At 54.7% G+C, this 24,839-nt stretch carries 26 protein-coding genes and 1 pseudogene; 15 read left to right on the top strand and 12 right to left on the bottom strand.

Features of this window, described 5'->3' with window-relative positions:
* The first annotated feature begins 105 nt into the window (after positions 1 to 105).
* From minC to JTM80_RS12860, 4 genes are all read left to right on the top strand, one after another.
* The gene (minC, locus tag JTM80_RS12875) at positions 106 to 903 is read left to right on the top strand and encodes a septum site-determining protein MinC (RefSeq protein WP_172356028.1); all 798 of its coding nucleotides are present in this window, start codon (positions 106 to 108) and stop codon (positions 901 to 903) included.
* 177 nt (positions 904 to 1,080) lie between these two features.
* Positions 1,081 to 1,887, top strand: coding sequence for a septum site-determining protein MinD (gene minD / locus JTM80_RS12870; RefSeq protein WP_172356030.1), 807 nt, complete (start codon positions 1,081 to 1,083; stop codon positions 1,885 to 1,887).
* A 65-nt stretch (positions 1,888 to 1,952) separates the two neighbouring features.
* A complete protein-coding gene (gene minE, locus JTM80_RS12865; protein WP_068513308.1) occupies positions 1,953 to 2,225 on the top strand; it encodes a cell division topological specificity factor MinE in 273 nt (90 codons plus the stop codon).
* Positions 2,218 to 2,493, top strand: a complete 276-nt coding sequence (locus JTM80_RS12860; protein ID WP_172356032.1) for a hypothetical protein — start codon at positions 2,218 to 2,220, stop codon at positions 2,491 to 2,493. The genes minE and JTM80_RS12860 overlap by 8 nt, the downstream gene beginning before the upstream one ends.
* Before the next feature lie 391 nt (positions 2,494 to 2,884).
* On the opposite strand, the gene JTM80_RS12855 is transcribed toward JTM80_RS12860, so the two are convergent.
* Entirely contained in the window at positions 2,885 to 3,817 is a 933-nt protein-coding gene (locus tag JTM80_RS12855) for a YihY/virulence factor BrkB family protein (protein ID WP_205369552.1), read from the bottom strand.
* Positions 3,818 to 4,078: 261 nt separating this feature from the next.
* Here JTM80_RS12855 and JTM80_RS12850 point away from each other — a divergent pair, with 261 nt between their 5' ends.
* Entirely contained in the window at positions 4,079 to 4,852 is a 774-nt protein-coding gene (locus JTM80_RS12850) for a hypothetical protein (protein ID WP_205369551.1), read from the top strand.
* Between the two features lie 75 nt (positions 4,853 to 4,927).
* Here JTM80_RS12850 and JTM80_RS12845 read toward each other — a convergent pair whose 3' ends face one another.
* The 4 genes from JTM80_RS12845 to ndhC all read right to left on the bottom strand — a co-directional run bounded on the left by JTM80_RS12845 (position 4,928) and on the right by ndhC (position 7,790).
* Entirely contained in the window at positions 4,928 to 5,779 is an 852-nt protein-coding gene (locus tag JTM80_RS12845) for an SPOR domain-containing protein (protein ID WP_205369550.1), read from the bottom strand.
* Between the two features lie 394 nt (positions 5,780 to 6,173).
* Complete coding sequence (locus JTM80_RS12840) at positions 6,174 to 6,707, bottom strand: NAD(P)H-quinone oxidoreductase subunit J (RefSeq protein ID WP_172356040.1); 534 nt, start codon at positions 6,705 to 6,707, stop codon at positions 6,174 to 6,176.
* On the bottom strand, positions 6,700 to 7,428 hold the full coding sequence (locus JTM80_RS12835; protein WP_228721760.1) for an NADH dehydrogenase subunit K: 729 nt from the start codon (positions 7,426 to 7,428) through the stop codon (positions 6,700 to 6,702). The genes JTM80_RS12840 and JTM80_RS12835 overlap by 8 nt, the downstream gene beginning before the upstream one ends.
* Positions 7,425 to 7,790, bottom strand: a complete 366-nt coding sequence (ndhC, locus tag JTM80_RS12830; RefSeq protein WP_172358922.1) for a photosynthetic/respiratory NAD(P)H-quinone oxidoreductase subunit C — start codon at positions 7,788 to 7,790, stop codon at positions 7,425 to 7,427. Before ndhC ends, JTM80_RS12835 begins: the two co-directional genes overlap by 4 nt.
* Before the next feature lie 246 nt (positions 7,791 to 8,036).
* Between ndhC and JTM80_RS12825 the strand changes: the two genes are divergently transcribed.
* On the top strand, positions 8,037 to 8,678 hold the full coding sequence (locus tag JTM80_RS12825; protein WP_172356044.1) for a hypothetical protein: 642 nt from the start codon (positions 8,037 to 8,039) through the stop codon (positions 8,676 to 8,678).
* A gap of 786 nt (positions 8,679 to 9,464) precedes the next feature.
* Here JTM80_RS12825 and JTM80_RS12820 read toward each other — a convergent pair.
* Positions 9,465 to 9,773, bottom strand: a complete 309-nt coding sequence (locus JTM80_RS12820) for a hypothetical protein (RefSeq protein WP_205369549.1) — start codon at positions 9,771 to 9,773, stop codon at positions 9,465 to 9,467.
* On the opposite strand from JTM80_RS12820, the gene JTM80_RS23595 reads away from it, so the two are divergent.
* Positions 9,688 to 9,903 (top strand): PTPA-CTERM sorting domain-containing protein, encoded by a 216-nt coding sequence (locus JTM80_RS23595; protein WP_225906858.1) that lies wholly within the window; start codon positions 9,688 to 9,690, stop codon positions 9,901 to 9,903. The genes JTM80_RS12820 and JTM80_RS23595 overlap by 86 nt on opposite strands.
* Positions 9,904 to 10,014: 111 nt before the next feature.
* Here the strand turns inward: JTM80_RS23595 and JTM80_RS12810 are convergent, their stop codons facing one another.
* The gene (locus JTM80_RS12810; protein WP_172356049.1) at positions 10,015 to 10,260 is read right to left on the bottom strand and encodes a hypothetical protein; all 246 of its coding nucleotides are present in this window, start codon (positions 10,258 to 10,260) and stop codon (positions 10,015 to 10,017) included.
* A 185-nt stretch (positions 10,261 to 10,445) separates the two neighbouring features.
* On the opposite strand from JTM80_RS12810, the gene JTM80_RS23060 reads away from it, so the two are divergent.
* On the top strand, positions 10,446 to 11,987 hold the full coding sequence (locus JTM80_RS23060) for an AAA family ATPase (protein ID WP_205369546.1): 1,542 nt from the start codon (positions 10,446 to 10,448) through the stop codon (positions 11,985 to 11,987).
* Between the two features lie 40 nt (positions 11,988 to 12,027).
* Here the strand turns inward: JTM80_RS23060 and JTM80_RS12800 are convergent, their stop codons facing one another.
* A complete protein-coding gene (locus tag JTM80_RS12800; protein WP_172356051.1) occupies positions 12,028 to 12,348 on the bottom strand; it encodes a DUF1825 family protein in 321 nt (106 codons plus the stop codon).
* 314 nt (positions 12,349 to 12,662) lie between these two features.
* On the opposite strand from JTM80_RS12800, the gene hpsU reads away from it, so the two are divergent.
* Positions 12,663 to 13,382 (top strand): hormogonium polysaccharide biosynthesis acetyltransferase HpsU, encoded by a 720-nt coding sequence (gene hpsU / locus JTM80_RS12795; RefSeq protein WP_304941107.1) that lies wholly within the window; start codon positions 12,663 to 12,665, stop codon positions 13,380 to 13,382.
* A 181-nt stretch (positions 13,383 to 13,563) separates the two neighbouring features.
* Positions 13,564 to 14,901, top strand: a complete 1,338-nt coding sequence (locus JTM80_RS12790) for an SLC13 family permease (protein WP_172356055.1) — start codon at positions 13,564 to 13,566, stop codon at positions 14,899 to 14,901.
* Positions 14,902 to 14,917: 16 nt separating this feature from the next.
* Here JTM80_RS12790 and JTM80_RS12785 read toward each other — a convergent pair whose 3' ends face one another.
* Positions 14,918 to 15,541, bottom strand: a complete 624-nt coding sequence (locus tag JTM80_RS12785) for a hypothetical protein (RefSeq protein WP_205369544.1) — start codon at positions 15,539 to 15,541, stop codon at positions 14,918 to 14,920.
* Positions 15,542 to 15,656: 115 nt separating this feature from the next.
* Here JTM80_RS12785 and JTM80_RS12780 point away from each other — a divergent pair, with 115 nt between their 5' ends.
* On the top strand, positions 15,657 to 16,631 hold the full coding sequence (locus tag JTM80_RS12780; protein ID WP_205371237.1) for a transposase: 975 nt from the start codon (positions 15,657 to 15,659) through the stop codon (positions 16,629 to 16,631).
* Between the two features lie 18 nt (positions 16,632 to 16,649).
* On the opposite strand, the pseudogene JTM80_RS12775 reads toward JTM80_RS12780, so the two are convergent.
* Positions 16,650 to 17,552: pseudogene (locus tag JTM80_RS12775) on the bottom strand (serine/threonine-protein kinase); the annotation flags it as partial.
* Between the two features lie 614 nt (positions 17,553 to 18,166).
* Positions 18,167 to 18,697: a 2TM domain-containing protein gene (locus JTM80_RS12770; protein WP_205369542.1), complete on the bottom strand. Its 531-nt coding sequence runs from the start codon at positions 18,695 to 18,697 to the stop codon at positions 18,167 to 18,169.
* Between the two features lie 677 nt (positions 18,698 to 19,374).
* Here JTM80_RS12770 and JTM80_RS12765 point away from each other — a divergent pair.
* On the top strand, positions 19,375 to 19,908 hold the full coding sequence (locus JTM80_RS12765; protein ID WP_172356057.1) for a hypothetical protein: 534 nt from the start codon (positions 19,375 to 19,377) through the stop codon (positions 19,906 to 19,908).
* A gap of 204 nt (positions 19,909 to 20,112) precedes the next feature.
* Here JTM80_RS12765 and JTM80_RS12760 read toward each other — a convergent pair whose 3' ends face one another.
* Positions 20,113 to 21,171 (bottom strand): peptidoglycan-binding protein, encoded by a 1,059-nt coding sequence (locus JTM80_RS12760; protein WP_205369541.1) that lies wholly within the window; start codon positions 21,169 to 21,171, stop codon positions 20,113 to 20,115.
* Between the two features lie 400 nt (positions 21,172 to 21,571).
* Between JTM80_RS12760 and JTM80_RS12755 the strand changes: the two genes are divergently transcribed.
* The 3 genes from JTM80_RS12755 (at position 21,572) to JTM80_RS12745 (ending at position 24,733) form a co-directional block, all read left to right on the top strand.
* Positions 21,572 to 23,299: a diflavin flavoprotein gene (locus JTM80_RS12755; RefSeq protein ID WP_205369539.1), complete on the top strand. Its 1,728-nt coding sequence runs from the start codon at positions 21,572 to 21,574 to the stop codon at positions 23,297 to 23,299.
* A 203-nt stretch (positions 23,300 to 23,502) separates the two neighbouring features.
* Positions 23,503 to 24,084 (top strand): Uma2 family endonuclease, encoded by a 582-nt coding sequence (locus tag JTM80_RS12750; protein ID WP_172356063.1) that lies wholly within the window; start codon positions 23,503 to 23,505, stop codon positions 24,082 to 24,084.
* Between the two features lie 106 nt (positions 24,085 to 24,190).
* Positions 24,191 to 24,733, top strand: coding sequence for a phosphate-starvation-inducible PsiE family protein (locus JTM80_RS12745; RefSeq protein ID WP_172356065.1), 543 nt, complete (start codon positions 24,191 to 24,193; stop codon positions 24,731 to 24,733).
* The last annotated feature ends 106 nt before the right edge of the window (positions 24,734 to 24,839 follow it).

Raw genomic sequence — 24,839 nt, 5'->3', positions numbered from 1 at the left:
CGAGTGCGCTACCCCATCCTGCGAAAAACATTTTCCGAATCTCGCTCCCGCGACTAATATGGATAGTTATTTCGCCCTGTTGCATAATCGTCATCCTTTGGGTTCATGACTTCTGACTCCTCCCCCGTGTCTACGGTGTCGGCTCTGCCCCAGCCCCCCGCCGATGCCGCCCATCCCAATTCGCAGGTCCGCTTCAAGAGTGAAGGCGGCCGCCTGCTGCTGATGCTGCCGCCAGAAGGCGAGAGCGAGTTTGCCGTAAGCTGGGGCGACCTCTGGCAGCAGCTTAAGCAGCGTCTCAGCGCGGGCGATCGCTTTTGGCAGCCGAATACCTCCGTGCATCTCATCGCGCGCGATCGCCTCCTGGATGTGCGCCAACTCCAGTCCATCGACGAAGCCCTGGCCCAAGAGCAGCTTTGCCTAAAGCGGGTCTACACCAGCCGTCGGCAAACTGCGGTGGCAGCAGCGACGGTCGGGTTCTCGGTGGAACAACACACGCCCGTTGCCCATCTCAACGCCCCCGCCGAAGCCACCGGCCAAGCGCTGGCAGAGCCGCTCTACGTCGAAACGACGGTGCGTTCGGGTATGGAAATCCGGCACCCAGGCACCGTAGTCGTGCTAGGCGATGTCAACCCCGGCGGCTCGATCGTCGCCGATGGCGATATTGTGGTGTGGGGGACGCTACGCGGCGTGGCCCACGCGGGCGCATCGGGCAATCCCCGCTGTCTGATCATGGCGCTGCGGCTAGAGCCAACCCAACTCCGCATCGGCGAGCAGCTTGCCCGCGCCCCCGAAAAACCACCCGAACAGTTTTATCCGGAAGTGGCCTACGTGGCCTCGGAAGGGATTCGCATTACTCGCTCGGCAGATTTTTCCAAGCTGCGGCTGTTAGCGCCCGATGCCTAACAGAATCCAGGATTCAGGGTTTTGTGCAAAAAATTCCTCCTGTCAGGGCGGCTGCTAGATTACACTGCTAGATCGCACTGCTAAATTGCATCGACCAGAGTTTCGGTTTCATCTCCGCAAGGTTTCATTCGTTCAGGGTTTACTCAAACAGCTTTAGGAGCATTAGGGGCGATTTTCATGACTCGGATTATTGTCGTCACATCGGGCAAGGGCGGTGTTGGCAAAACCACGACGACTGCGAACCTGGGCATGGCGCTGGCCAAGCGGGGGCGGCGGGTCGTGGTGATTGATGCAGACTTTGGACTCCGAAACTTAGACCTGCTGCTGGGGCTAGAAAATCGCATCGTCTACACGGCGATGGAGGTTATCGCGGGCGAATGTCGGCTAGATCAGGCGCTAATTAAAGACAAGCGACAGCCCAATCTGGCCCTGCTGCCCGCAGCCCAAAACCGCACCAAAGACGCGGTGAATCCAGATCAGATGAAGCAGCTCATCGAAACGATGAAGGAGCAGTTTGACTTCATCCTGGTGGATAGCCCCGCAGGCATTGAGATGGGCTTTCAAAATGCGATCGCCGCTGCCCAGGAAGCGCTGATCGTCACCACGCCTGAAATCTCCGCCGTGCGCGATGCCGACCGAGTCGTGGGGCTGCTAGAGGCCAACGACGTGCGAAAACAGCACCTCATCGTCAACCGCCTCCGACCCTCAATGGTGCAAGATGACCTGATGATGTCGGTTAGCGATGTCCAGGAAATTCTGGCAATTCCCCTACTGGGCGTAGTTCCAGACGACGAGCGCGTGATTGTCTCGACGAATAAAGGCGAACCGCTGGTGCTATCGCAAAAGCTCTCGCTGGCGGGGTTAGCGTTTGACAATATCGCTCGCCGCCTAGAAGGTGAAAAGGTGCCTTTTCTGGACTTCACCGCCAGCCATGATGACCTGCTCTCTCGCATCCGCCGCATGTTCCGTAGCCCTTCGCGCTAGCCAGTGCCGACCCTCTTAGCACGGGGGTTTCTCTCCTCACCATTCTCCCCAGTTAGCCCTGCCCTATGCTCAGCGAACTCCTCGACCGTCTCTTCCCCCGCCAGCCCGAAGTGTCTAGCCGCGAAACGGTAAAGCAGCGCCTCCAACTAGTGCTGGCTCACGATCGCACGGATCTGCCGCCAGCCACGATCGAAAAGATGCGCCAGGAAATCTTGGAAGTGGTGTCGCGCTATGTGGAGATCGATCAGGAGGGGACAGAATTTATGCTGGAAAACAACCAGCGGGCGACAGCGCTAATCGCGAACTTACCGATTCGCCGGATCAAGTCGGATGTTTGATGATTTGTTTGATGATTTGATCGCTTGCTTGAACCGCCTGCCTGTTTCTGTGATTTCAACCCGCTATCGTTACCAAACGTTAGGAAACTGGCTCAAAGTTTACACAAAAGCGCCGCAGGTAAACTTTGATTTCATCAACTTGATTTCATCTGTAGATCGTCTATTCTTAATCTTGAAGCTAATAGGTGATCTGACTTTTAAGAGTGCTTCATCTGCTGGCTTCCCTGGCAGATTAACAGCCAAGTTCACACGTTTACTACAGAGGTAAAAGCGCTGTTTATTACAATCTGTCTCGTCCAACCCAACAGCACCCAACTCAAGAACTGAGATTTTCCCATCTGGCAACACAGGGAGTGTAATCACATCGACCGAACTTGAATGAATTGATTGAGTCAATTAGTTGAACCAATTAGTTGAACCAGTCGAATAAACCGTTCAGTTTTGATGTCTGTGAGGCTCTACGAAGTGGCTGTGAAAAAGGGAAAATAAACGGTAGAGAGGCTGGGTGCTGTTGGATTTTAAAGTATTTTTCTCTAGCTTTCTAAGTAGGTGGACATTAATGAATATAAAACCCAAAGACCCTGCGCCGCCTGCTGCGCGGGCGGCGCAGGGTTCAGGATCTGTTTTTTAATCTGGTCTATCTACTTATTATTTTTCTATCATTCTAGCGATGGCTCTGGCTGTGGGCCTGCGTTGCGCCGACTGCCAAAAAGCTGGGCATACACATAGGTCAGCTCGCCGCCTAAAAAGAAGACCTGGCTGGTGAGATAAATCCAAAACATTAGCACCATGACCCGGCCCACGACTCCATAGGATCGAAAGCGATCGCCCAGCGACAGCACGCTGTTATGCACCAAATATTGCAGCAAGAGCAGCATTCCTGCGGTGAGCAATGCCCCCAGCCAAACATCCCCCCAAGTGACATTGGTAGAGGGCAAAATCCGAAACAGAATCATAATGATCAGCGCCAGGATTAGAAACGAAAAGAGCGCCTGAAGCGCCCAGACAATCTCTACCGAATCAATCCCCAACGGCTCTAGAAAAGCGCTCGTGCCGCCCGTTTTTTCTAAAAGCTCCAGTCCAGTTTGGACTAATAAATCGGAAACCAGCGACACAAACAGCAGCGGCGCAGTCGCAATCACCAGCATCACAGAAAACGCTTTTTTACGCAGCATCACCCGCAGGATTTTCCAGGGGCTTTGGTCGGGTTCAGGCTGAAACGCAACGCCCCAAATTTTATCAAACGCGCGATCGAGGGAATAGAAAAAGTTGCTGGCGGCAACCAGCAAGAACACCAGACCCAATAGCCCAATGCTGAGGCTGTCTTGTCCTGGCACCAGGATCGAACTCTCGACAATGCGGTAGGCTTCTGGGGGCAGCGCCTCCTGCAACAGGGTTTGCAGGCTGGTGTAGAGTTCGGCATTGCGACCGAGCAGCGACCCCAACAGGCTGAGCGATAGCAACAGCAGCGGAAACAGGGAAAATAGCGCGTGGTAAGAGAGCGTCGCGCCCATATCCAGGCAGTTGTCTTTTTGCCATTTCAGGACGGCTAGAAATAAAAGCTGAAATGCCTGAGAAAAAGGGTTTTTCATGCGGAAACTCGCGGGTCTGGGTGGGAACGTCCCAAATTTTAGGGTTCAGCGGTCTATAACCTGACGTAAGCTTAACAAGCGACTCCGTTTGTCACGCATCGGGGCAAAGAGAGCGCAACCGACACCCGAAATATAGTACAATTGTTCTACATTACTGGAGGAGATGCTAGGCCGCCGAAGCAAAGATATCCTCCGGTTTGACTGTGCGGCGATCGCCTGTAATCTAGACTCATTCCATCCTCGCCTGCGAGAGACTCACCTATGGCTATCATTGCTCTAAAAGCCTGGTATTTGCGAGAATACGAGCCAATTCGCGAGGTGGAAAAGCGCCCCCATGACCTCCGCCTCAGCAAGAATAGCTTGCTCAAGTCGGCGCTGCGGGCCGACTTTCTCGACGACAGTGCCGAGGTGCGGGAAACGGAGTGGTTTCAGCGCTATCTGGATGGTGACACGGTAGAGTTTTACATCGAGGGCAGCGGCGGCTATGCGATCGCCAATATTGACCTGATCAGCCACGAAATGTATTTCGTCAAGCAGGATTCGCTGTCGCAGCTTGATCCGACTATTTTCCTGTGCTATCAGACGCAGTTCGATGAATCTAGCGACCTGCTGCGCGAGGAGTTGCAAACCTTTATTGAAAAGTTCAACGGGCGATCGCGCATTTCCCTTACCCTGGAGGAGTCGCACCGCCTGACGGATGGCCCCGCCCGCCTCAGCAGCAGCCTAATGCGGAAGATTCGCAAGTCGCTGCTGTTTATTGCCGACGGCACGCCAATTCTGCATCTAGACGGCACGCCGCCACAACTGATTCCCGACCCCAAGGTTTGCGTTGAAATTGGCTATGCCCTCCAGAGCAAGCGATCGGAGCAAATCTTGCTGGCGCAGATGGAGCGCTCGGACGTGCCCGGCCAGTTTCCCTTCGACCTGCCCAGCAACAGCCGCCTGCCCTTTCGCAACAAGACCGAACTGCGAAAGCTGCTGCCCCAGGCGCTAGAGGCCCAGCTTCAGCGGTTCAACCTGACAGCTCAGGCGTAATGGCTCAGGTGTAATGGTTCAGGTGTAATGGCTTAGGCCTAATGGCTTAAGCGACGGTTTAAGCACAAGGATCGATTATCGCTCGTAATGCACCCGCGCATTTAGCCCAAAGTCGCGGAAATAGCGATTCCATCGCTCGGCGGCGCTGCGTCCCGAAAAGGGGCCCACCAGCACATGGGGGCCGTGGGGGCGATCGCGCTCTTGCACGCGCCCCGCCACTGGAAAGCCCTCGCTCAGCAGCCGCACTTGCTCGCTCACGCGGGACAGACTGCCAGACGTACCAGGAATCAGCACGTAGTAGCCCCGACTCCGGTCGGCAGTTCCATAGTCATAGGCTGGGGCGGGCTGTGGCTCCAGCGCTGGATACTGCCCAAAAGGAACCTCGACGGGCGGCGCGGGTGGCAGCGGGTCAAGCGAGGCTTGGGCTGCGTCGGGATAGATCGTCTGCACCGGAGCCACGCCGCCCGACACGGCTACAACCTGTGCAGTAATCCCCTGCGCGGCTAGTGCCTGCACCTGCTGCGATGCCGTCCACTCCTCTCCAAACACACCCGCCTGAATCACCTGCTGCCCCTGATAGGACTGGAGTCCAGCGCCGGGGGCAACTTGCTGCACCTGAGACAGCAGCAGCGGACTGTTGCCATTTACGATAACCACGTACTGCTGGCCTGAAAATTGGGCCGTGCTTGTCCCGCGCCCGTCTGACCCCACGGCGGCTCCCGGCTGCGGATAGAATGTTCCCACTCCAGCATCCGGCGGCGGCGGCAGCCCATCTACGACGCGCTGTACCGTGCGCTGTGCCATGCGCTGGGGCTGCGCTATGAAACTCGTAGATCCCGGCTCGGCCGGGCCTGCACTGACGGGCGCTGCAATGCCGACACTGCTACCCAGGGCGATCGCCCCCAGCACCAGCCGCACCCAAGGCACCCCCCCTGCTAAACGCCTAGCGCGCAGATCTGACCTATACCACAGAGAAAAAAACGATGCCGTCATAAGCTTGCAGAAGTGAGGGGAAGGATGGGCGATCGCACTACAGATAGCGGACAAAGGGCGATCGCCTGCTAGATGTCGATTTTTGCCCGCAAGTCTAGCACGGCACTTCCCAGATGAATCAACTTTTTATCGGGTTTTTGTCGGGGCGATCGCCCCAAATCCCCCACTAACCCAAATACCCTACTAGGCAACTGCCATACCAAACAGCAAAACGCCCAAGAGCAAAAAGCCCCCAGGCGTGACACAACCAGTCATTACATTTGGAATATTCTGGCGGAATATTCTGGAATATTCGGACAAATTTGCCCAATACCGTTTGCTCAATACGTTAGTAAGCGTCTTGCAATTCAAAGAAGTCGGGCGAAATGTAGTCCTTCCGCAAAGGGAAACCGACCCAATCTTCCGGCATCAAGATCCGCTTCGGGTTAGGATGCCCTTCATAGACAATGCCATACATATCGTAGCTCTCACGCTCCTGCCAGTCGGCCCCCTTCCAGATCCAATAGACCGAAGGCACTCGCGGGTCTTCACGCGGCACAAACACCTTCACGCGCACCTCTTCCGGGCGATCGACGTTATCGGCAATCTTGATTAGGTGATAGGTACTCACCAAGTCTTCGCCTGGCCCCGCGTCGTAGGCCGCCTGACACTGCAAACAGTTGAACCCATAGGCGTAGAGCGCCGTTGCAAAGGGAATTAGAAACTCCCGATCCACCTTCAGCACTTCTACACCCAGATGATCCAGCTCCAGGGCTTCATGCTCAAAGCCGTTCTCAGCGAGCCACTTAGACACCTTGCCAACTTCGACAATCGGCGCAGCTTCAGGGGTTTCCTGGGGAGTAGGGGTTGTCTCTTCAGCCACGATCCACAGCCTCCTTTTCAGCTTCTAACGCGGGCGACATAGGCATTCCAAACGCTTCGGCCAGCTCCTTCGGCGGAGCCTTGCGTGTGTCTGCCTCCAGATACTTCCCAGTCAGAATCGGCGATACTTCCTTCATGCCGTGGGAAATAGTGTAATAGCGGTGGGTTTGCGCCACTTCGCCCCGTTCTGCCAGCGCCTCGCTAGAAATTTTCTTCCGCAGCTTGATGATGGCATCGATAATTGCTTCGGGACGCGGCGGGCAGCCAGGAATGTAGACATCCACGGGAATTAGCTTGTCTACGCCGCGCACTGCCGTTGGCGAGTCCATGCTGAACATGCCGCCCGTAATTGTACAGGCCCCCATCGCGATCACATACTTCGGATCGGGCATCTGCTCATAAAGCCGCACCAGCGCTGGAGCCATCTTCATAGTGATAGTGCCAGCAGTGATGATTAGGTCGGCCTGGCGCGGACTGGATCGCGGCAGCAGACCAAAGCGGTCAAAGTCAAACCGGGAGCCAATCAGCGCCGCAAACTCAATAAAGCAGCAAGCCGTTCCATAGAGCAGCGGCCAGAGGCTCGACAGCCGCGCCCAGTTGTGCAAATCATCGACTGTGGTCAGGATCACGTTTTCCGAAAGATCCTTCGTAACCTCTGGGCGACCGATGGGGTTCTGTAGACCTTCTAGCAAGTTCTTAGGTTCCGTTGTGCCAGGATTCATGACCATTCCAGTGCTCCTTTCCGCCACGCATATACAAGACCGACAACCAGGATTGCAATGAAAATCAGTGCTTCGACAAAGGCCAGCAGCCCTAGCTGGTTAAAGGCGACCGCCCAAGGGTAGAGAAACACCGTTTCCACGTCAAAAATGACGAACACCAGCGAAAACATGTAGTAGCGGATGTTGAACTGAATCCAGGCTCCGCCGATTGGCTCCATGCCGGACTCATAGGTGGTGCGCCGCTCCACGCCAGCTCGTTTGCTGGGACGCAGCACCCAAGACAACCCTAGCGCTAAAAACGGAACGATGCCACAGACAATGAGGAATCCTAGAAGGTATTCGTAGCCACTGAGAACAAACACGAAGTCACCTGCCACTTGATTAGCTTAAGTGCAACACTAGGATGCGGCCCTGCTAGCGCAGCCCGGTGAAGCTTAGTGAAACATCAGGACTCGACAAGCCGAATCTCTGATAATGTTACTCTCTTTTTACATTGTTTTGAGAGCCTGAACTGTTTGCAAGGATTCGGTTTTGTTTGACTAGCCTTCAGAAATTTGAATGGTTTGATTCAGGATCTCGATACGGCCTCTTGATAAGGCGCATCGCTCATGGTGGGTTTAGATTTGCTGATTATTGTGGTGTATGCGCTGACGCTGGTGTATGTGGCGCGGCAGGCGCTGGGCGAGATGGAAGACTGGGCGACGGTGCAGCTTGACCGAGATGGCTTGAAGGAAGAACTGACCCGCGCCGATTTGCAGGGCAAGGTCAATATTAATGTGGGGCTGAAGCCGCGCTATGGGTTTGAGCCAATTACCGATTTGGCACTCAGCATTAGCAATGGATCTCCAGCGCCGATTTATGTGGATTGGGATCGCAGTTCGCTGACCAATTTTCAAGGGCGATCGCGCCGGGTCATCCGAATTACGCCCAGCATGAATCTCGATCTCTCTCGTCCGCAGGTGTTCAGCGTCATTGCACCAGGCAAATCGCTCAGCGAACGGATTGTAGCAGAAGACATGCTGAAGCGGACTCCGGAGGGCATTTTGCAGGTGGCTGCGCCGCTGGTAGACCTAGGTGCAGCGCGGGGACTGCCCGATGACGGCAAGCTAGAGTTTTCGCTGCGGCTGTTGCTGCTGCTGGTGGAGCAGGAGCGCCAGGTCGATGACGACGTAACCACCCACGCCGTTCTCTGTCGCTTCATCGTCCGCCGCATTCCGTGGAATCACGACATTCCCTGGCTGCGCCGATAGGAGGTTTGTTGCAAGCTTGCAACGCTCTGCTGACGCTTGGGTTGACAGGGCCACTGGTAGAGGCCATAAACCCCTAATCACCTGTCCGATAAGTAGGATGCTTTAGTCGGACGCTTTTAATAGTTCTTTAACAAGTTGCCCTGTTTCAGTATTTTCCCGGTAAAGCCTAGTAAAATCACCGGGCCACCGTGAATTCTCCGGTAAGGATGAAATGGAAAGGCTCAACGGCAGCGTCTAATGCTAAATACCTGAAAATGGCTTCGTTGGCTCTAAGAGCTAATTTATGAAGCAAATCTTAAGAAGCCTGAAACTCTTGGCATGTGTGGCTTTGAGGTCATGCTTGCCCAGGAAAAGCGGTTTCTCGGAAATCCTTGATTAACAAGGCTTTCAGGCTCCTTTACAAATTAGCTCTAAGCTATTGGCACTAGTTATGTTCCAGTTGGTTCTATCCTTCCGAGGGACACTACCTGTGAACCGGAATCTGGAAATTGCTGAACCTACGACATGGCTTTTGAAGGCTTTTAGTATGCAGAAAGCTAGTACGCAAAAGGCAGGGGTTTGTCGCCAGAAACTTGTACTGGATGACGGTGAGATGATGGCGATCGCCCCATGTCTAATCCTTCCTAATAGATGGCAACTCTGTTTTCCAAATTCCAACTAGGGAGTTTGCTGCTCTCCAATCCGGCAAAAACTGCTAAGCGCCTCATAATCAGCTTTGCAGAGATCTGGTTATCGCCTCGAACAGTGCATCAGTTTTCGTCAATTTCATCTAGAAACTAAACTCAATCACAACGTCATGGGAACCGCTGAAATTATTGCACTCGTTAGCTGGCTTCTGGTGATGATCCTTGGGTGGACTTCGGGCGGTAGTGGTCGTGTAGCACGTCGTCCACTGATGCCGACACCGACACCCTCGGTCACGCCAACGCCATCACCACCAACGCCATCACCACCAACGCCACCGACCCCGACCCCCTCAGTCACACCGCCCCCGCCGCCCCCGATATCGATGCCTTCGGCCACGCCAACGCCATCGCCATCGCCGCTGAGTGAGGAGCCACCATTGCCCCCGCCAACTGGAACTCCAACTCCCACCCCAGACAACAGAATTCCTACCCCTGCTCTGTTACCAGGATTGATTGGGATGGGAGTGCAGATGATGCGTAAGCGCAGGCAAGAAGAAGCAGATGCAGAAAGTGATGCTGAAGAAGATGAAGAAATCTAGTTGAGTTGGCTAATTTATTTGTCTTGTTTGCCAGTTTCGGTATGAGGCTGGACGGACGCAATACACCGCCCAGCCTCCTGTTCTTTAAAGACGACCCTTGAGATTTTGCGATTACTTTTCGGGGCTGAGCTTTTTGGAAACCCAGCCTGTGATGCCGCTGAGGATTGCGCCTGCCATCAAAATGCCAATGGCTGGCGTAAAGACGGGTTCCCAGAGCGAGTACCACAGATCGAAGCCCAGGGGGAGGTTCAGGGATTTGCCGAGGAGGGCGATCGCAAACCATGCAAAGGCAAATAGCACAAAAAACAGGTTTGCCATCAGCGCCAGGTTTAACCACTCCAGAAACTTTTCTTTCATCGCTAAATGCGTTTACAAATGCGTTTACAGCCGATTTTTTGCCCATCCTAGCAGGTTTGCAGCCGCCGCTATTCGCAGCAAACGATTAAGATATCTACAGCTTTTCCCGACGTTGTGCCACCGTTTTCCCGACGTTGTGCCACCGGTGTTCTAAGACAATTTCTCTAGCGGCCTAGGAGGATTCTGTGGATTTTCGGCAAATTGTTGGCTTTCGGCAAGTGCGACAAGACGTAACCGACCTGCACAAATCCCTTGCGCCGCTGCTTAAATATGACCCGCGCCTCGCAGAAGTTGCGCTGACGGATTTTGCCAAAGTGGTGCAGATCTGCGGGCGTAGCAACAACGAAATCGGGTCGGCGGAACTGCTGGCCTACCTGATGATGGACGCGCTAATCCGCGATGACAAAGACACCCTCAGCGTCGCCAACAGCAAATGGGAGTTTTCCAGCGACGATCGCCTCAAATATCAAAAAATCACGCTACAAACCATTCTGGAGCGCGTGAAAGCATCGGCTCAGCCCGACCAACTCAGCCTGCCCTCGTTAGTGAAAAAACTGGACGAAGAACGGGGAACGGATTTTCTTGGCGAGGCTGTAAACGTCATCTACAAATTCGCGCAGGTGGTCGCCAAGGCAGATGACGTGATTTCCATGCAGGAAATGGAAGCGCTGTCGAAAATTTGGCAAGGGCTACACAGTATCGCCCCTCTAGAGAGCTACGAACAGGGACTTGCCAACGCCCTTCCCAAGCCCCTGCCCCAAACCACGGGCGGCGCTGCCCCGTCTCCTGCCGACCCCAGTCTCCCAGACGAAGCAGCAGTGCCAGAAAAAACACCAGAGGAACTAGACCAGATCTTGCAAAAAGCGCTGGCGGAACTGGATAACCTCGTCGGCATGGACAATATCAAAGAAGAGGTGAAAACCCTGACCAATTTCCTAAAGGTGCAGAAAATCCGGCAGGAGCGCGGGCTGGCGCAAACCCAGGTGTCGCTGCACTCTGTGTTTTGCGGGCCGCCGGGAACCGGGAAAACGACCGTTGCCCGCATTATGAGCCGGATTTTTCAGGGGCTAGGCTTTTTGAAAAAGGGGCACCTGATCGAAACCGATCGCGCGGGGCTGGTGGCGGGCTATGTGGGGCAAACGGCGAAAAAGGTGGATGAAGTGGTGACCTCAGCGCTGGATGGGGTGCTGTTTATCGACGAGGCCTATGCGCTGGTGCCGCCAGAAACGGGCAAGGACTTTGGGCAGGAGGCGATTGACACGCTGCTGAAGCGAATGGAAGACTATCGCGATCGCCTCGTGGTAATCGTTGCGGGCTACACCGATGAGATGTCGGTGTTTATCGAATCAAATCCGGGGCTGAAGTCGCGCTTTAACCGCTACTTCTATTTCGACCACTTCAAGCCAGAAGAACTGCTGGCGATTTTTGAAAGCATGGGCAAGAAGAACCACTTCACGCTCACGCCCGAAGCCCGCGATACGCTCCTCAAGAGATTTGAGGCGCTGTATGTGAAGCGCGATCGCACGTTTGGCAACGGGCGCACCGTCCGCAACCTGTTTGAAAAAACCATCGAAAAGCAGGCCAACCGCCTCGCAGTTCTCTCCAACCTCACCGACGAAGTGCTGACCACGCTGCTGCCCGAAGATATTCCTACCGAACAAGCCAGTATCCACGCGGGCAAGGTGGACTGGCAAGAACTGGCATCTCGCGAGAGCGGTGGGAGTTAGGGTTGAGGCACACAACTTCTAACCTTGAACCCTATGCTCTTTAACTCTTCTCTAGCTCTGCCTTCATGCGCTCTAGCGTCGCGTGCATCTGGTCAAACATTTGCTGGGGCGTGATGCCAAATTGACCGAGGTGGGTTTTGAGTTGTTCAACAGTCATTTGTGCGGTGAAATCTTCTGACAGTTCAAAGCGCTTCATGAAGATGCGGTAGCGCTCCATCATCGATTCCATCTGGTCGATGTAAATCTTTTTTCCTTCGCGGTCAAACTTGCCATAGCTCGACCCCAGTTGCATCAGCGATTGGTAGTCTTCAAATAGCTGACGTGCTTCTTGTTGAACGATTTCAGAATCGAAAAATCCCATTTTCAGCCCCACCTTCCGAAAACTGAACCAAACTGCCAAGCGATATTAACTTCAGCGCAGGTTTCTGAGTGCAAAAATCAGGCGCAAACGTTTAGCGCAAAACGGCTGCCTTTCAAACTGCACCTTCAACCGTTGATTTACATTACATATTAGGGCAGAAGCTAGGGGCGGCTGAAGTGCGGAAAACGCTACTTTCGCTACTTTAGAGACGCAGACCGCTGGGAATTGGGCTGCGTTTTGAATAGCGTGTTTCAGGGGTTCCTATCAGCTTCACCGCGGCACGATCGCTCGCTTTTGAATTGCAGGATTTCGGGATGCCCGACTCAAGGTTTGGATGGGAGGAAGACTCAATGGCAGAAAAAGGGCAAGATTCTGCTGAGTTGAGCAACCCGACACCGATTGGGCCAGCGGCAGAACGGAGGCTAGCGGCAGAAGGGAGCGTCCCGGAACCTGGGCTGGATGCGCCACCCCTAGTTGATTTGCGGCAATATGACCCACGCGGCTTTGTGCGGGGGCGGCCGGGCTGGGTGGTGATGCTGTGGTGGCTGGTGCAGGCGATCGCCTTTCCGCTGACGCTGCATAGCCACCATGCACCGCGCCGCGCCCTGCTGCGATTGTTTGGGGCAAAGATTGGGCGGGGTGTGGTGATTCGCCCTACGGCTCGATTCACCTATCCCTGGAAAGTCGAGATTGGCGACCATAGCTGGGTGGGGGACAACGTGGTGTTCTACAGCCTTGCCCCGATTCGCGTGGGGACGCACTGCGTCATTTCTCAAAAGACCTACCTGTGTACTGGCAGCCATGACGTGACCGATCCTGCCTTTGGGCTGATCACTGGGGCGATCGCCATCGGCAACGGAGCCTGGATCGCCGCTGACTGCTTTATCGCGCCAGGGGTCAAAATTGGGGCAAATACCGTGATTGGGGCCCGCAGCGCTGTGTTTCACTCCATGCCCGCGCAGACCGTATGCTGGGGGTCGCCCTGCCAAGTGAGGGGCGATCGCCAAATTTTGCCCAAGCCCAAATTACACTAAGCCAAGTGTCCGAAAAATTCCCTGCTTTCCCGCGTCCCAAAAAACACGTCCCCCATCCTCCATTCCCCTTGCGCCAAACCGTCACCTGAAGAGACACTTAAAGGCTGAGCTTCCATGCAGTCATTCCCTTATCTCCGCTCCGGTTTATTGCTTGCCACTCATCCATACAGGGAGAACAGCCTTGGAAAACACACCCGCAATTCTTGCTCTGGGCCTGTTTTGCACGGTTATTTTTTTGGTCATGACGGAGTGGATACACTTTACCATCGCCGCTTTTCTGGGGGCGCTGCTGCTGGTGTTTACCAACGTCATGACGCTCAACGAAGCGATTGGCTACATTGGCGCAGGCTATTCCACGATCGCCCTATTTTTTGGCGTAATGGTGCTGGTGCGCTCGTTTGAGCCAACCAAGATTTTCGACTATCTGGCGACCCAAATGGTCATTCTGGCCAAGGGCAAGGGCAGCCGACTGCTGCTGGCGATCACGGGCATCACCTCCCTAGTCTGCGCCTTTTTGCCCAATGCCACGACGGTCATGCTGCTGGCTCCGCTGTTGCCCCCTTTGGCGGCCGACGTGGGCGTAGACTTTGTGCCGCTGCTGATCTTGATGGTGCTGGTGTCCAATAGTGCAGGACTGCTAACGCTGGTGGGCGATCCGGCAACGTTTATCGTGGGCGATGCCATCAACATCAGCTTTGTCGAGTATCTCAGCCGCTTGAGCCTGGGAGGGGCGATCGCCCTGCTCACCATCCTGCTCATGACCCCTGTCCTATTTCGCAAAATCTGGCGGACCGAGCTAACCAACCTCGACCAGTTGCCTCACCCAGAAATCAATCATCCCCGCGTCCTGTCTGTCGGCGCGATTATCGTTGCGCTGGTGCTGATATTTTTCGTCATTGGCGAGTCGCTGCCCGTCCCCGTCTCCCCAGCAGGCGTGGCGCTGATGGGCGCAGCGCTGGCCCTCCTGCTGGCACACCACAGCAAGATTGATACGCTCAACAACATCCTGCGCGACGTGGACTGGAGTACGCTGATTTTCTTTATGTCGATTTTTGTGCTGATTGGCGGCTTGCAAAAGACTGGCGTGATCGGCGGCATCTCTGGCATCCTGGCAACAATTTTGGGACAAAACATTTTCCTGGGTTCCATCCTGCTGCTGTTTTTGGTGGGGCTATTGTCTAGTGTCGTGCCCAACATTCCGCTGGTGGTGGCAATGGTGCCCCTGCTGAAGCAATATCTGGTCAATGTGGGCATGGCAGGCCAGGAAGTGCTGGAACCGAGCTATGGGGGTCAGTTTCCGCCAGAGGTGCTGCCGCTGTTTTATGCCATGATGTTTGGCGCAACGCTGGGCGGCAACGGCACGCTGGCCGGCGCGTCGGCCAATATCGTCGCCGCTGGCATTTCCGAGCAGCACGGCCGCCGCATCTCCTTCAAGCGGTTCTTTCACTACGGCTTTCCGGTGATGGTGGCGCAACTGATTACCAGCGCCCTGTTTGTCACCGTGCGCTTTTTGCTCTGAGGTTTCTGCGACCCGCTCAGCCCGACAGGTCAACACCGTCGTCATAAAGCGATTCGAGCTTCATCAAAATCTTGGGCTTCAGATCTTCCAGCGCCAGCTTGAGCTGGGTTTTCGTGGTATTGAACTGGTTAAGTCCGGGGGTCATCTGGCCCATCGTCAGCCATTGCTTAAGCCGTTCACATTGGGCTAGGGCAATGGTCGAGGTCATCACGTTGGCACAGCGCTGCGGCTCCTCTTTGGCAAAAAACAGCAGCCGATATTGCCCCGACTCGCTCAGAAGTCGCGTCATTTGCTGTCCCTGGGGCGTTTTCAAGTCCAGATAGCAAGACAGCCAGCGTGCGCCCGCTTTGCGCGTGTATAGCACCGTCAGCCAGAGGAGCGACGGATGCGGCGCAGGAGCAAAGAGAAACTGATTGTAGCGGGTGCAGGCTTGGCGAGAAAAGATTTCCTGTTCTGAGAGCATCACCCAGATGCTAGGCAGCATTCCCTGATCGGTACGGATGGGATTGGGAAACGAGATGTCGCCGATGGGCTTGTTGGCAGGCCAGGAATAGGCTCGGCCAATCGTGTCGGAAGTCAGCGGCGGTTTGGTCTTGGTAACGGGCACTTTGTTGAGCGTGTCTCCGATGGCCGTTGCCACGTTGAGTCCCGGAATGTAGCGCTCCTCACAGAAGTGTTGAAAGATAGCTCAACATACAAAAAATGGGGGCAGAATATTGTATTCTAGCCCCCAGCAAACAAAAACAATGTTTAAGATGCTAGTGTCATTTCCTGCGCTTGTCAAACCGATACTCAAGCAGTTGTGCCCACATAACTATCCTGTTTTGAACTCTCGCTTATTCTTTGAAATCTGGTTGACCTTCGTTTTAGACCAGGGTTTAACGAGCATGAGAAGCCTGTTTTATCGTCTCAACAAAGCAGGAATCAAGGTTGATATTTCCACCTTTTCTAAAGCCTGCAAGACTCGACAGGATGAACACTTTTGTCGCATCTACGCTGAGCTCATAAGACAGCTAAAACAAAAAAATCCAGCGACAGCACAGATGCTGTTTCCCATTGATTCAACGGTCATCACATTGACAAGCAAGTTGTTCTGGATGCAAGGCTATCATCAAGTCAAATTGCTTAATGGAGTCAACTTAACGCAAGGTAATCCCAGTGAATGCCTGATTCATTTTGGTCAAGGACATGACGCAAAATTTGCTGACAGAGTGACAGGAATGATTCCTGAAGATGCCATCGGCGTCATGGATAGAGGCTTTGCCAGTTGGGATTTCCTTGACCAATTAAGCCAGGATCAGACTCGCTTTGTTGTCCGCCTTAAGAACACGATGAAGACCGAGTTTGAGCATGAGCGATATCGAGTGGTTTGGTTTTGTGACTTAGAGAGCCAAACGGAGTTTCGGCTGGCGACCAATGTAGAACTGATGACGAATGAAGAGATTAGTGAAGTCTATCGCCATCGGTGGCAGATAGAAGTGCTGTGGAAGTTTCTAAAGATGCACTTGAAGCTAGATAAACTAATCTCTAAGAGTGTCAATGGAGTCACCATTCAAATCTACATGGTGTTGATTGCCTATCTGATTCTGCAATTGATAGAAATTCCAGAGTTTTATGGTCATCAATTACTAGATAAGTTGCGCTATTTGCAACTTGAATTGAGTCGTCGTTGTTCGATTGTCCATTGGAGCTACGATCTGCTGCCAGAGACACTCGTAGGAGCTTCGTAGGGTTGAATGTAAAGTTTTATGTCTCAATTCAACACTTCTGCGCTCCTCAAATGGCTTGAGCTGCTTAATCACCTCGTTGGCGCTTTGGGGGCGATCGCCCGGCGACTTGGCCAGGCAGCTCATGATCAGTGTTTCCAGCGCCTTGGGCACCCGCAGGCTGGAATTGGCCTCGGCCAGCGAACGCGGCGGCTGCTGATGGTGGGCACGATACCAGCCGCCAAAACTATGGGTATCGGCATTCAGCGGCATCTTGCCCGTGAGCATTTGAAACATCATCACGCCCAAGCTGTAGATGTCAGAGCGAGCATCTAGCTCGTGCCCCTCCATCTGCTCTGGTGAAGAGTAAGCCAGCGTGCCCATGAAACAGTTGGTCTGGTTGCTGTCGGCTTGGAGCGTTTTGGCAATTCCAAAGTCCAGGATTTTCGCCACCTCGCCCATACTTAGGTCACGAGTAACCAGGATGTTGCTAGGCTTGATGTCGCGATGCACAATGGGGCAAATCTCGCCATCGACGGGAATACCCTCATGGGCACACTGCAAGCCCAGGCAAATTTGGCGCGTCAGGTTCAAAAAGCGGGGCAGGGGCAGCGGCTGCCGCATGATGATTTCGCTCAGGCTATCCCCCTTGAGGTATTCCATCACGTAGTAGGGAATTTCGTCTTCGTCTACGCCGTAGTCCGTCACGTTGACGATGTGCATACTCCGCTGGCCCAGCAGGGCGCAGGTTGTGGCTTCGCGCATGAAGCGATCGCGCATCTTTTGATTCAGCAGGGTTTGCGACAAAAACTTGACCGCCACAGGCACCCCACCCAGCAGGTTATTCCTCGCCTCGTAGACCTTGCCCATCGCCCCCTGCCCCAGCAGGCCGACAAGCTGATAGCGATTTTGGAGTATGCGACCAATATTCGGGTCTGACGGCATCCGACTCAAGGCTCCGATGAATTCGACCTGGCAAGGAGTAAGGGAGGAATGAGAAGAGGGGCGATCGCCCTGACCATGCGTCCGGTTTTCAAAACTTACGGTTTTCAAACCGCTGGCTGCTGAGGTCACCTGCAAGAGGGACTGGCTTTAGGACGCTACAGTCAACCGCAACTTGCTGACCCAAAAAGCTAAAGCATCCGCCCAGCAAAGCAATGAACTCCGATCCAGATCCGCAAAACTTTGCAGAATACCCAGGACGACACAGGGCGGAAGCCGCACCAGAGAACACTGCCGAATCCTGCAAGAGGAACAGCCGTGTAGCGACGACCTGAACGCAGGATGAACAAAGGCCAGGCGCTGTAGTCTGCGAAGTTCAACAGATGTGGCGATAACTGTCATTCTAGCCAGTTGGTAGCGCTTCGGCGACCCTGCATCAAAATTTCGAGCAGACGACCCGCAACAGCAGCTTGCCCATGACCGGCGCTCAAAATTGGGGAAACCTATCGCTAAAATTCCCACCAATCTTGGCACCGCAACAGTTGATGCAACTCATGCAACCAACTCATGCAACCGTTTAAGGGTTAGCGTAAAGCCTTTTTCGTCTAGAAAACATGCTAAGGCTTGAGCCAACGGGTCAGCAATGAATGTACAGAGCGCTTGAGGCGATGGCGGTGCTGCCACCTGCGAAAGGCATCTTCATAGCGATCGCCCGTCAGTCCATAGGTATTCCAGCCGTCCAGCGCCAAAAACATGCCCCAAAACAGCGCAATGTAGGGTACTCCCATAATACTCGCGCCGCCACTCGCCAGCAGCGCACAGCCTGCCAAAAATCCGTTGACAATCAAGTAGCGCGTGACTCGCCGCTGAAACCGCCCCTTCCGCGCTTGGTCAAACGCCTGCCGCTCCTGCATCTCGCCGCTTTGGGCCCGCCACTCAATTTCGGCCTCGTGGAGTTCGCCGGGAGAAATGCCCAGTTCCTCTGCAATTTCCAGCAGTTGAGCGCGGGTCAGATGCTCCACCGTGCCAGAAGACTGGGCCTGGCGGGCGATCGCCACCTGAAGGATATGCTGCACTTCGTCCTGGCTATAAAACTCCATCCTGCTGCCCTCGCCAAATCTCTTATCCGTTGTGCTCGCGTCAACCATGACCTGGGGCGAATCAAACGGCGAGCCTAGAGGAGATACTGTGCGCGGTTTCATGGAGCCATAACCTGGAGAGGAGTTGCCTTCTCTGTTATACGCAAAATACGCGCAGAATTGCAGCGGGGCATCCAACAGCGGCAGGTGTGGATTTCCGTGCCACTTGGCGTTTAGACCACTTGGCGTTTAGACCACTTGGCGTTTAGATTTTAGTTCAGGCGTTCTACCAAATGACAAGTTTTTCTTTGTTAAGGTATTTCAAAAAGTTATTAAATTATTACTATGATTTTGATAGGAGACACTGAAGTTAAGCTAGAGCCGCAAGCCCGTATAATATGGCTAGCCGGCGCTAAGCGTAGCAGGCGCTACTTGTTTAGTTTCGCCTGCCAACCCTGCTCTTATGCGATGTGCCCTGAGCAAACTGTGCCAACGCATTCAGCTTTGACACTTGGCCTAGAGGCTTTTGCTTGAGAGTTTGCACTTCGAGACACAGTGGGGGAGGTTCGGTTTTATGGATTTACTAGCGGCAGTTTCGCTTCTAGGGGACTGACGTTTTAGGGAACCATTGTGTTGGTGGACGGACTCTAGTGAAGGGCTTTTAAGGCGTTTAGCGATATCTGAAAGACTCTGAGAAGTATTTAATCATCGTCGTTTTATGTCGTTTTATAAGGAGTGCCTATCAGATGGAAGGTGCTGAGGTCGGTCAAAGCAATGGGCGCGGTGTGGCAAGTGCCCCAAAGGAGGAATCTGTGAGTGACGTGGCAAATACTGTGAAACCCGAAGAGACAACCCCTGCTGAGAATACGAGCGATGTAACGGCGCTTTCGGTGCAGCCGCGAAAGAAGGCAGGTGAACTATCGGGATATGTGGGCGATCGCCCTGTGGGCCCTGCCCAGATGGAAGTCTACGAAAATTTCTCGGTGGCTGGTCTACGCCCGATTGCCGCAGGCAAGCTAGAGGTCTATGGCACGATTTTGAACAACCGCCCTATTGAAGCCAGCAATCTGCAAGTGCTGGACGACGTACTGCCGGGACAGCGGCCGGTGTTTGCGACTGATCTGTTGGTACGCGACGACCTGACCTTGCCCGGCGGTCGCCCCATCGTCGCCAGCGATCCGCGCTTGCTCGAAGCTTCGCTGCTGCCCGGCGGTCGCCCCATCGCCTCCAATGATGTTGCCAACGAAACGGGTGACGTGCTGATGGGCTTCATCGACTAGCTCTGCGCCACACATAGGTTCAGGGATAGAGACCTAGTTTTAGTGAATACCAGACAGCGTGTAGACAAGTGCTGCACGCTGTTTTGCTTCGCGATGTTTCCTTCTCTTAGGCATAGCAACTGCTGAAATTGCTAGAATCCCTACAAACGATGGACTAGCAATCCAAAACCACAAATCCAAAATCCAACATCAACACAATCGCGACTAAGGGGCCCAATCTCCCAGACTAAGGCCGTGGTTGCGCTGCGCCTGCTCGATTGCCTGCTGAGTAGCCAGATCCATCACGCCATCCAGCGGACCCTGATACAGCCCCCGCTCCGATAGCTGCTTTTGCAACTCTAATACGCCTGCGCTGGGCGGCGGCAGTACAGGATTTGGTGAGACTGGCGGGGCTGTGGCAATGGGGGGTGCGGTAGGGGCGATCGGCGGCACAGAGACGACCGGGCTGGCTGGGTCAACGACTCCGGGCGGTTGGGTCGTCACTAGGCCGGGCTGTTCGACAGGGGCGGACTGGACGGGCGGCGGCGCAGCGGTAATCGGCTGCGGGGAAACAGGCTGGGCAGAACCTTGAGGATTGGCTGAAGGTGTGGCGGGGGGGCTGGTTTGGGCGATCGCCTGGGGAGCATTTGCCAGCGCCGCCAAGGTCGCCGGCCCCGCGATGCCGTCTACCGTTAGCCCCCGTGCTTGTTGAAAGGCCAGCACCGCCGCTTCCGTCTGTGAACCGAAGATGCTGTCTACGGGGCCTTGGTAATAACCTGCTGTAGTTAGCCGCTGTTGCAGGGTCGTCACCGCTGGCCCTGTATCTCCCACTTGCAGGAGAGAATCGGACGACGAAACCGCTCCCGACGCAGGACTCCCTGCACGAGCCAAAGCCGATGCCGTTGCCGGTCCCACAATGCCATCAGCCGTCAGACCTTGCGCCTCCTGAAATTTGATAACGGCTTCCTGCGTCAGCGGCCCAAAGGTTCCCGAAATTGGCCCGCTGTAGTAGCCCAATTGCGTCAGTCGGGTTTGCAGTTGGGCAACGGCATCGCTGCTGTCGTTGAGTTGGAGTGTGTCGTCGAGGGCGGCCTGACTGAGCCGAATCGGCTGCCCCTGCGCGGGTGATCCGGCCGCAGACGATCCGACGGATTGCGCTAGGGAGGGGGACACCGTTGCAAACAGGCTGGCGATCGCCACCCCCAGCCAAAGCGCCAGGGAGCGAGTCGAGCCGATTGGGCCGCAGGCTGCAACGCCGGACTGTAGAAAAAGACGTAAGGACATGGCGAATGGCTAAAAAGCGCGTTAGAGGATGAGGAGAATCGCCGCCATTCTATGTCAACTTTGGGGAGTCGGAGCAGAAAATTTGGGTAGAAAACTTCAGTAGGGGACGGCAGCTCAGCAAGTAACCTAGCCAGAAATCCAGTCAGGAATCGGCTAGGAATTTGCCAGGAATCTGCCAGGAATTAGCCAGAAAATTTATAAAGCCTATTGAATAGTCCGGTGAGTATAAGTTCCGTTAATAAGCAGGTTTACTTATTGAAAGTTTACAAAACTCTCAGGAACAGGGTGATAATAGAGACAGGTTGCTTAACGAATTTTCGCAATCGACTTCTATCAATCAGCTTTTGCATCTGGCTATTTCTGGCAGAACTTTTGTTTATCACCAGGAGGTTCTAGGTATATGGTGGCTCTAGTAGACCGCGCCCAAAAGCGACTCACCCTCCAAACTGCGCCCCTCGCAGCAGACACGACCGCGATTCGCTCACTCGACTGGGATCGCGATCGCTTTGACATCGAGTTTGCCCTAGAAAACGGCACCACCTACAACTCCTTCCTGATCCGCGGTGACAAGGTAGCGCTGATCGACACCTCCCACGAAAAGTTTCGCCAGCTTTATCTAGACTGCCTCACCAGGCTGATTGATCCAGTCGAGATCGACTATCTCATCATCAGCCATACAGAACCCGACCACAGCGGTCTGGTGAAAGACGTGCTGCAACTGAACCCAAAAATCACCGTCGTCGGCGCAAAGGTGGCGATCCAGTTCCTCGAAGACCTGGTGCATCAGCCCTTCGAGCGCAAGCTGGTGAAAAGCGGCGATCGCCTCGATTTGGGTCAGGGTCACGAACTGGAATTCGTCTCTGCGCCCAACTTGCACTGGCCCGACACCATCTTTACCTATGACCACAAGACGCAGATCCTCTACACCTGCGATGCCTTCGGGATGCACTTCTGCGACGAGCGCACCTACGACGAAGATCTTGCACCGCTGGAGTCCGACTATAAGCTGTATTACGACTGCCTGATGGGCCCCAACGCCCGCTCGGTGCTGGCGGCGCTGAAGCGGATTGGGGAACTGCCGGATATTCAAACCATCGCCACGGGGCACGGGCCGCTGCTGCGCCACCACGTTCCCGAAATGATGGGCCTCTACCGCGACTGGAGCCAGGCCCAGGCCAAAGCAGCCACCACGGTCGCCGTGTTTTACACCGCTGACTATGCCCACAGCGAACGACTGGCCCAGGCGATCGCCCACGGCATTAGCAAGACCGACGTGGCCGTGGAACTAGTGGACTTGAAGGTGGCAGAACCCCACGAAATCAGCGTGCTGGTGAGCATTGCCGCAGGGCTGGTGATTGGGATGCCGCCACAGTCTGGCCCCGACGCAGTTTCTACCAAAGCCGCCCTCAGCACGATCCTGGCCGCAGCCCACGCCAAGCAGGCGGTTGGTCTGTTTGAAAGTGGTGGTGGTGATGACGAATCGGTCTACCCGCTGCGGAATCGTTTTCAGGAAATTGGGCTGACGGAAGCCTTCGCGCCGATTTTGATCAAGGAAACGCCGACCGACGCGACGCTGCAACTTTGCCACGAAGCCGGAACCGACCTGGGGCAATGGCTGACGCGCGATCGCTCGATCAAACAAATGAAGTCGCTGGACAACGACTTGGACAAAGCCTTGGGTCGCCTCAGCGGCGGACTCTACATTATCACTGCTCAAAAGAACGATGCCGCCAGCGCCATGCTAGCGTCTTGGGTGGCCCAGGCCAGCCTGGAACCGCTGGGTATTTCCATTGCGGTGGCCAAGGATCGGGCAATTGAGTCCTTCATGCATGTGGGCGATCGCTTTGTGCTGAACGTGCTGGAAGAAGGCAACTATCAGCCGCTCATGAAGCACTTCCTAAAGCGCTTCCCGCCGGGTGCCGATCGCTTTGCAGGCATCAAAACCTATCCCGCCGCCAACGGCTCGCCCATTTTGGCCGATGCCCTTGCTTACCTGGAGTGCGAAGTCGTCAGCCGGATGGAGTGCAGCGACCACTGGATCGTCTATAGCCGCGTAGACACGGGTCGCGTCTCCAAGCCCGACTCGCTGACAGCGGTTCACCACCGCAAAGTGGGTAATCATTATTAGAGACGCAATATTGCAATATTAGAGCCGCAATGTGCAACTTTGCCGCTCCCCCTTACCCTAAATCCCTCTCCCGCTCTGGGAGAGGGACTTCAAGCCTCTCTTGCTCCCCTTCTCCCGCCCTGGGAGAATGGGTTGGGGGATGAGGGCAGACTGAAAGTTGCAAATTGCATTACTAGAGACAACCCCTCTCACCCGAATCGTAAATGAACCTCACTCTCCACCTGGGAACGGCGATCGCACTGACCGACGAGCAGTTCGAGCGGTTGGCGCGGGCAAATCGAGATGTGCGAATCGAGCGATCTGCAACAGGAGAACTGATTCTGTTGCCACCCACAGGCGGAGAGACCGGAAACCGAAATCTTGATATCTCAGGGCAGCTTTGGCTATGGAATCGTACAGCAAGGCTGGGCGTTGCCTTCGACTCATCTACTGGCTTTCGGTTGCCCAATGGCGCAATTCGATCGCCCGATGCGGCCTGGGTTCGGCAAGAGCGCTGGAATGCCCTAGCGCCTGAAGATCGCAAACGGTTTCCACCGCTCTGTCCGGATTTTGTCATCGAGCTTTGTTCCGAGTCGGACGACTGGCCGGTGCTGCAAGCCAAGATGCGGAAATACATCGAAAACGGTTTGGTGTTGGGCTGGCTAATCGACCCCAGGACGCGGCAGTTCGAGGTGTATCGGCGCGATCGCCCGCCAGAACGCCTGGAAAACCCTGCATCGCTGCCGGAGGAAGGCTTTCTTCCCGGTTTTGTCCTGGATTTATCGGGAATCTGGCTGTCCGAGTGACTGAAATTTTGAATTCTACGTATAACTTAATTGAATGCAAAAACTCTTTACCTATAAACCAGGCTGAACTAAGGTGGAAAAAACCACCCAAGGCTGGAGGATTTCCATGCAAACGCCGCTTAAGTCTGATTCGGGCGATCGCCTCTCCTGGCTCACCCGCGATCATCTAGTTCACGCCCTCGAAACCATTCAAGACTGGATTGTGATTTCGCTCTGCGTGGGTTTGTTTAGCTTCATGGTGCTGCAAATTCGCCAGATGTTTTTGTCGCTGCTGCCACCGCTCAATTTTCAAGAAGTCACCGCCGACATTCTGTTTCTGCTGATCTTGGTGGAGCTATTTCGGCTATTGATTATTTACCTGCAAGAACAGCGCGTGTCCATTGGCGTGGCAGTTGAGGTTTCGATTGTGTCGGTGCTGCGCGAAGTGATTGTGCGCGGCGTGCTGGAAACGTCTTCTACGCAGATTCTCTCGGCCTGCGCCTTTTTGGTGGTGATGGCGCTGCTTCTAGTGGTAAGGGTGTGGCTGCCACCCACGTTTGAGGGCATCGACCCTGAAAAGTTTGTGTCTCGTCGTCGCCGCGCTGCCTGGGGCGAGTTTCCTACTCGGACTGACGATCGGGCCACCCAGATGAGAGATACTGGCCCTTAGGCTCTTTCCTCGCGAGGCGCTTATCACGTTTCTGAAGTTAGTCAGGTACGCGGGCGATTATAGGCTATTTGCTCTTTTGGGGCAGCGCGTACCTTTCTCCGCAGAG

Source organism: Thermoleptolyngbya sp. PKUAC-SCTB121 (assembly GCF_016919485.1).
Taxonomy (GTDB): Bacteria; Cyanobacteriota; Cyanobacteriia; order Elainellales; family Elainellaceae; genus Thermoleptolyngbya; species Thermoleptolyngbya sichuanensis.
This window is presented reverse-complemented; position numbering and strand designations above follow the sequence as displayed.

Coding starts and splice junctions, on each gene's coding strand:
- minC (WP_172356028.1), top strand. CDS start 106: ATGACTTCTGACTCCTCCCCCGTGTCTACGGTGTCGGCTCTGCCCCAG.
- minD (WP_172356030.1), top strand. CDS start 1,081: ATGACTCGGATTATTGTCGTCACATCGGGCAAGGGCGGTGTTGGCAAA.
- minE (WP_068513308.1), top strand. CDS start 1,953: ATGCTCAGCGAACTCCTCGACCGTCTCTTCCCCCGCCAGCCCGAAGTG.
- JTM80_RS12860 (WP_172356032.1), top strand. CDS start 2,218: ATGTTTGATGATTTGTTTGATGATTTGATCGCTTGCTTGAACCGCCTG.
- JTM80_RS12855 (WP_205369552.1), bottom strand. CDS start 3,817: ATGAAAAACCCTTTTTCTCAGGCATTTCAGCTTTTATTTCTAGCCGTC.
- JTM80_RS12850 (WP_205369551.1), top strand. CDS start 4,079: ATGGCTATCATTGCTCTAAAAGCCTGGTATTTGCGAGAATACGAGCCA.
- JTM80_RS12835 (WP_228721760.1), bottom strand. CDS start 7,428: ATGAATCCTGGCACAACGGAACCTAAGAACTTGCTAGAAGGTCTACAG.
- JTM80_RS12825 (WP_172356044.1), top strand. CDS start 8,037: ATGGTGGGTTTAGATTTGCTGATTATTGTGGTGTATGCGCTGACGCTG.
- JTM80_RS23595 (WP_225906858.1), top strand. CDS start 9,688: ATGCCTTCGGCCACGCCAACGCCATCGCCATCGCCGCTGAGTGAGGAG.
- JTM80_RS12810 (WP_172356049.1), bottom strand. CDS start 10,260: ATGAAAGAAAAGTTTCTGGAGTGGTTAAACCTGGCGCTGATGGCAAAC.
- JTM80_RS12800 (WP_172356051.1), bottom strand. CDS start 12,348: ATGGGATTTTTCGATTCTGAAATCGTTCAACAAGAAGCACGTCAGCTA.
- hpsU (WP_304941107.1), top strand. CDS start 12,663: ATGCCCGACTCAAGGTTTGGATGGGAGGAAGACTCAATGGCAGAAAAA.
- JTM80_RS12780 (WP_205371237.1), top strand. CDS start 15,657: ATGCTAGTGTCATTTCCTGCGCTTGTCAAACCGATACTCAAGCAGTTG.
- JTM80_RS12770 (WP_205369542.1), bottom strand. CDS start 18,697: ATGGTTGACGCGAGCACAACGGATAAGAGATTTGGCGAGGGCAGCAGG.
- JTM80_RS12765 (WP_172356057.1), top strand. CDS start 19,375: ATGGAAGGTGCTGAGGTCGGTCAAAGCAATGGGCGCGGTGTGGCAAGT.
- JTM80_RS12760 (WP_205369541.1), bottom strand. CDS start 21,171: ATGTCCTTACGTCTTTTTCTACAGTCCGGCGTTGCAGCCTGCGGCCCA.
- JTM80_RS12755 (WP_205369539.1), top strand. CDS start 21,572: ATGGTGGCTCTAGTAGACCGCGCCCAAAAGCGACTCACCCTCCAAACT.
- JTM80_RS12750 (WP_172356063.1), top strand. CDS start 23,503: ATGAACCTCACTCTCCACCTGGGAACGGCGATCGCACTGACCGACGAG.
- JTM80_RS12745 (WP_172356065.1), top strand. CDS start 24,191: ATGCAAACGCCGCTTAAGTCTGATTCGGGCGATCGCCTCTCCTGGCTC.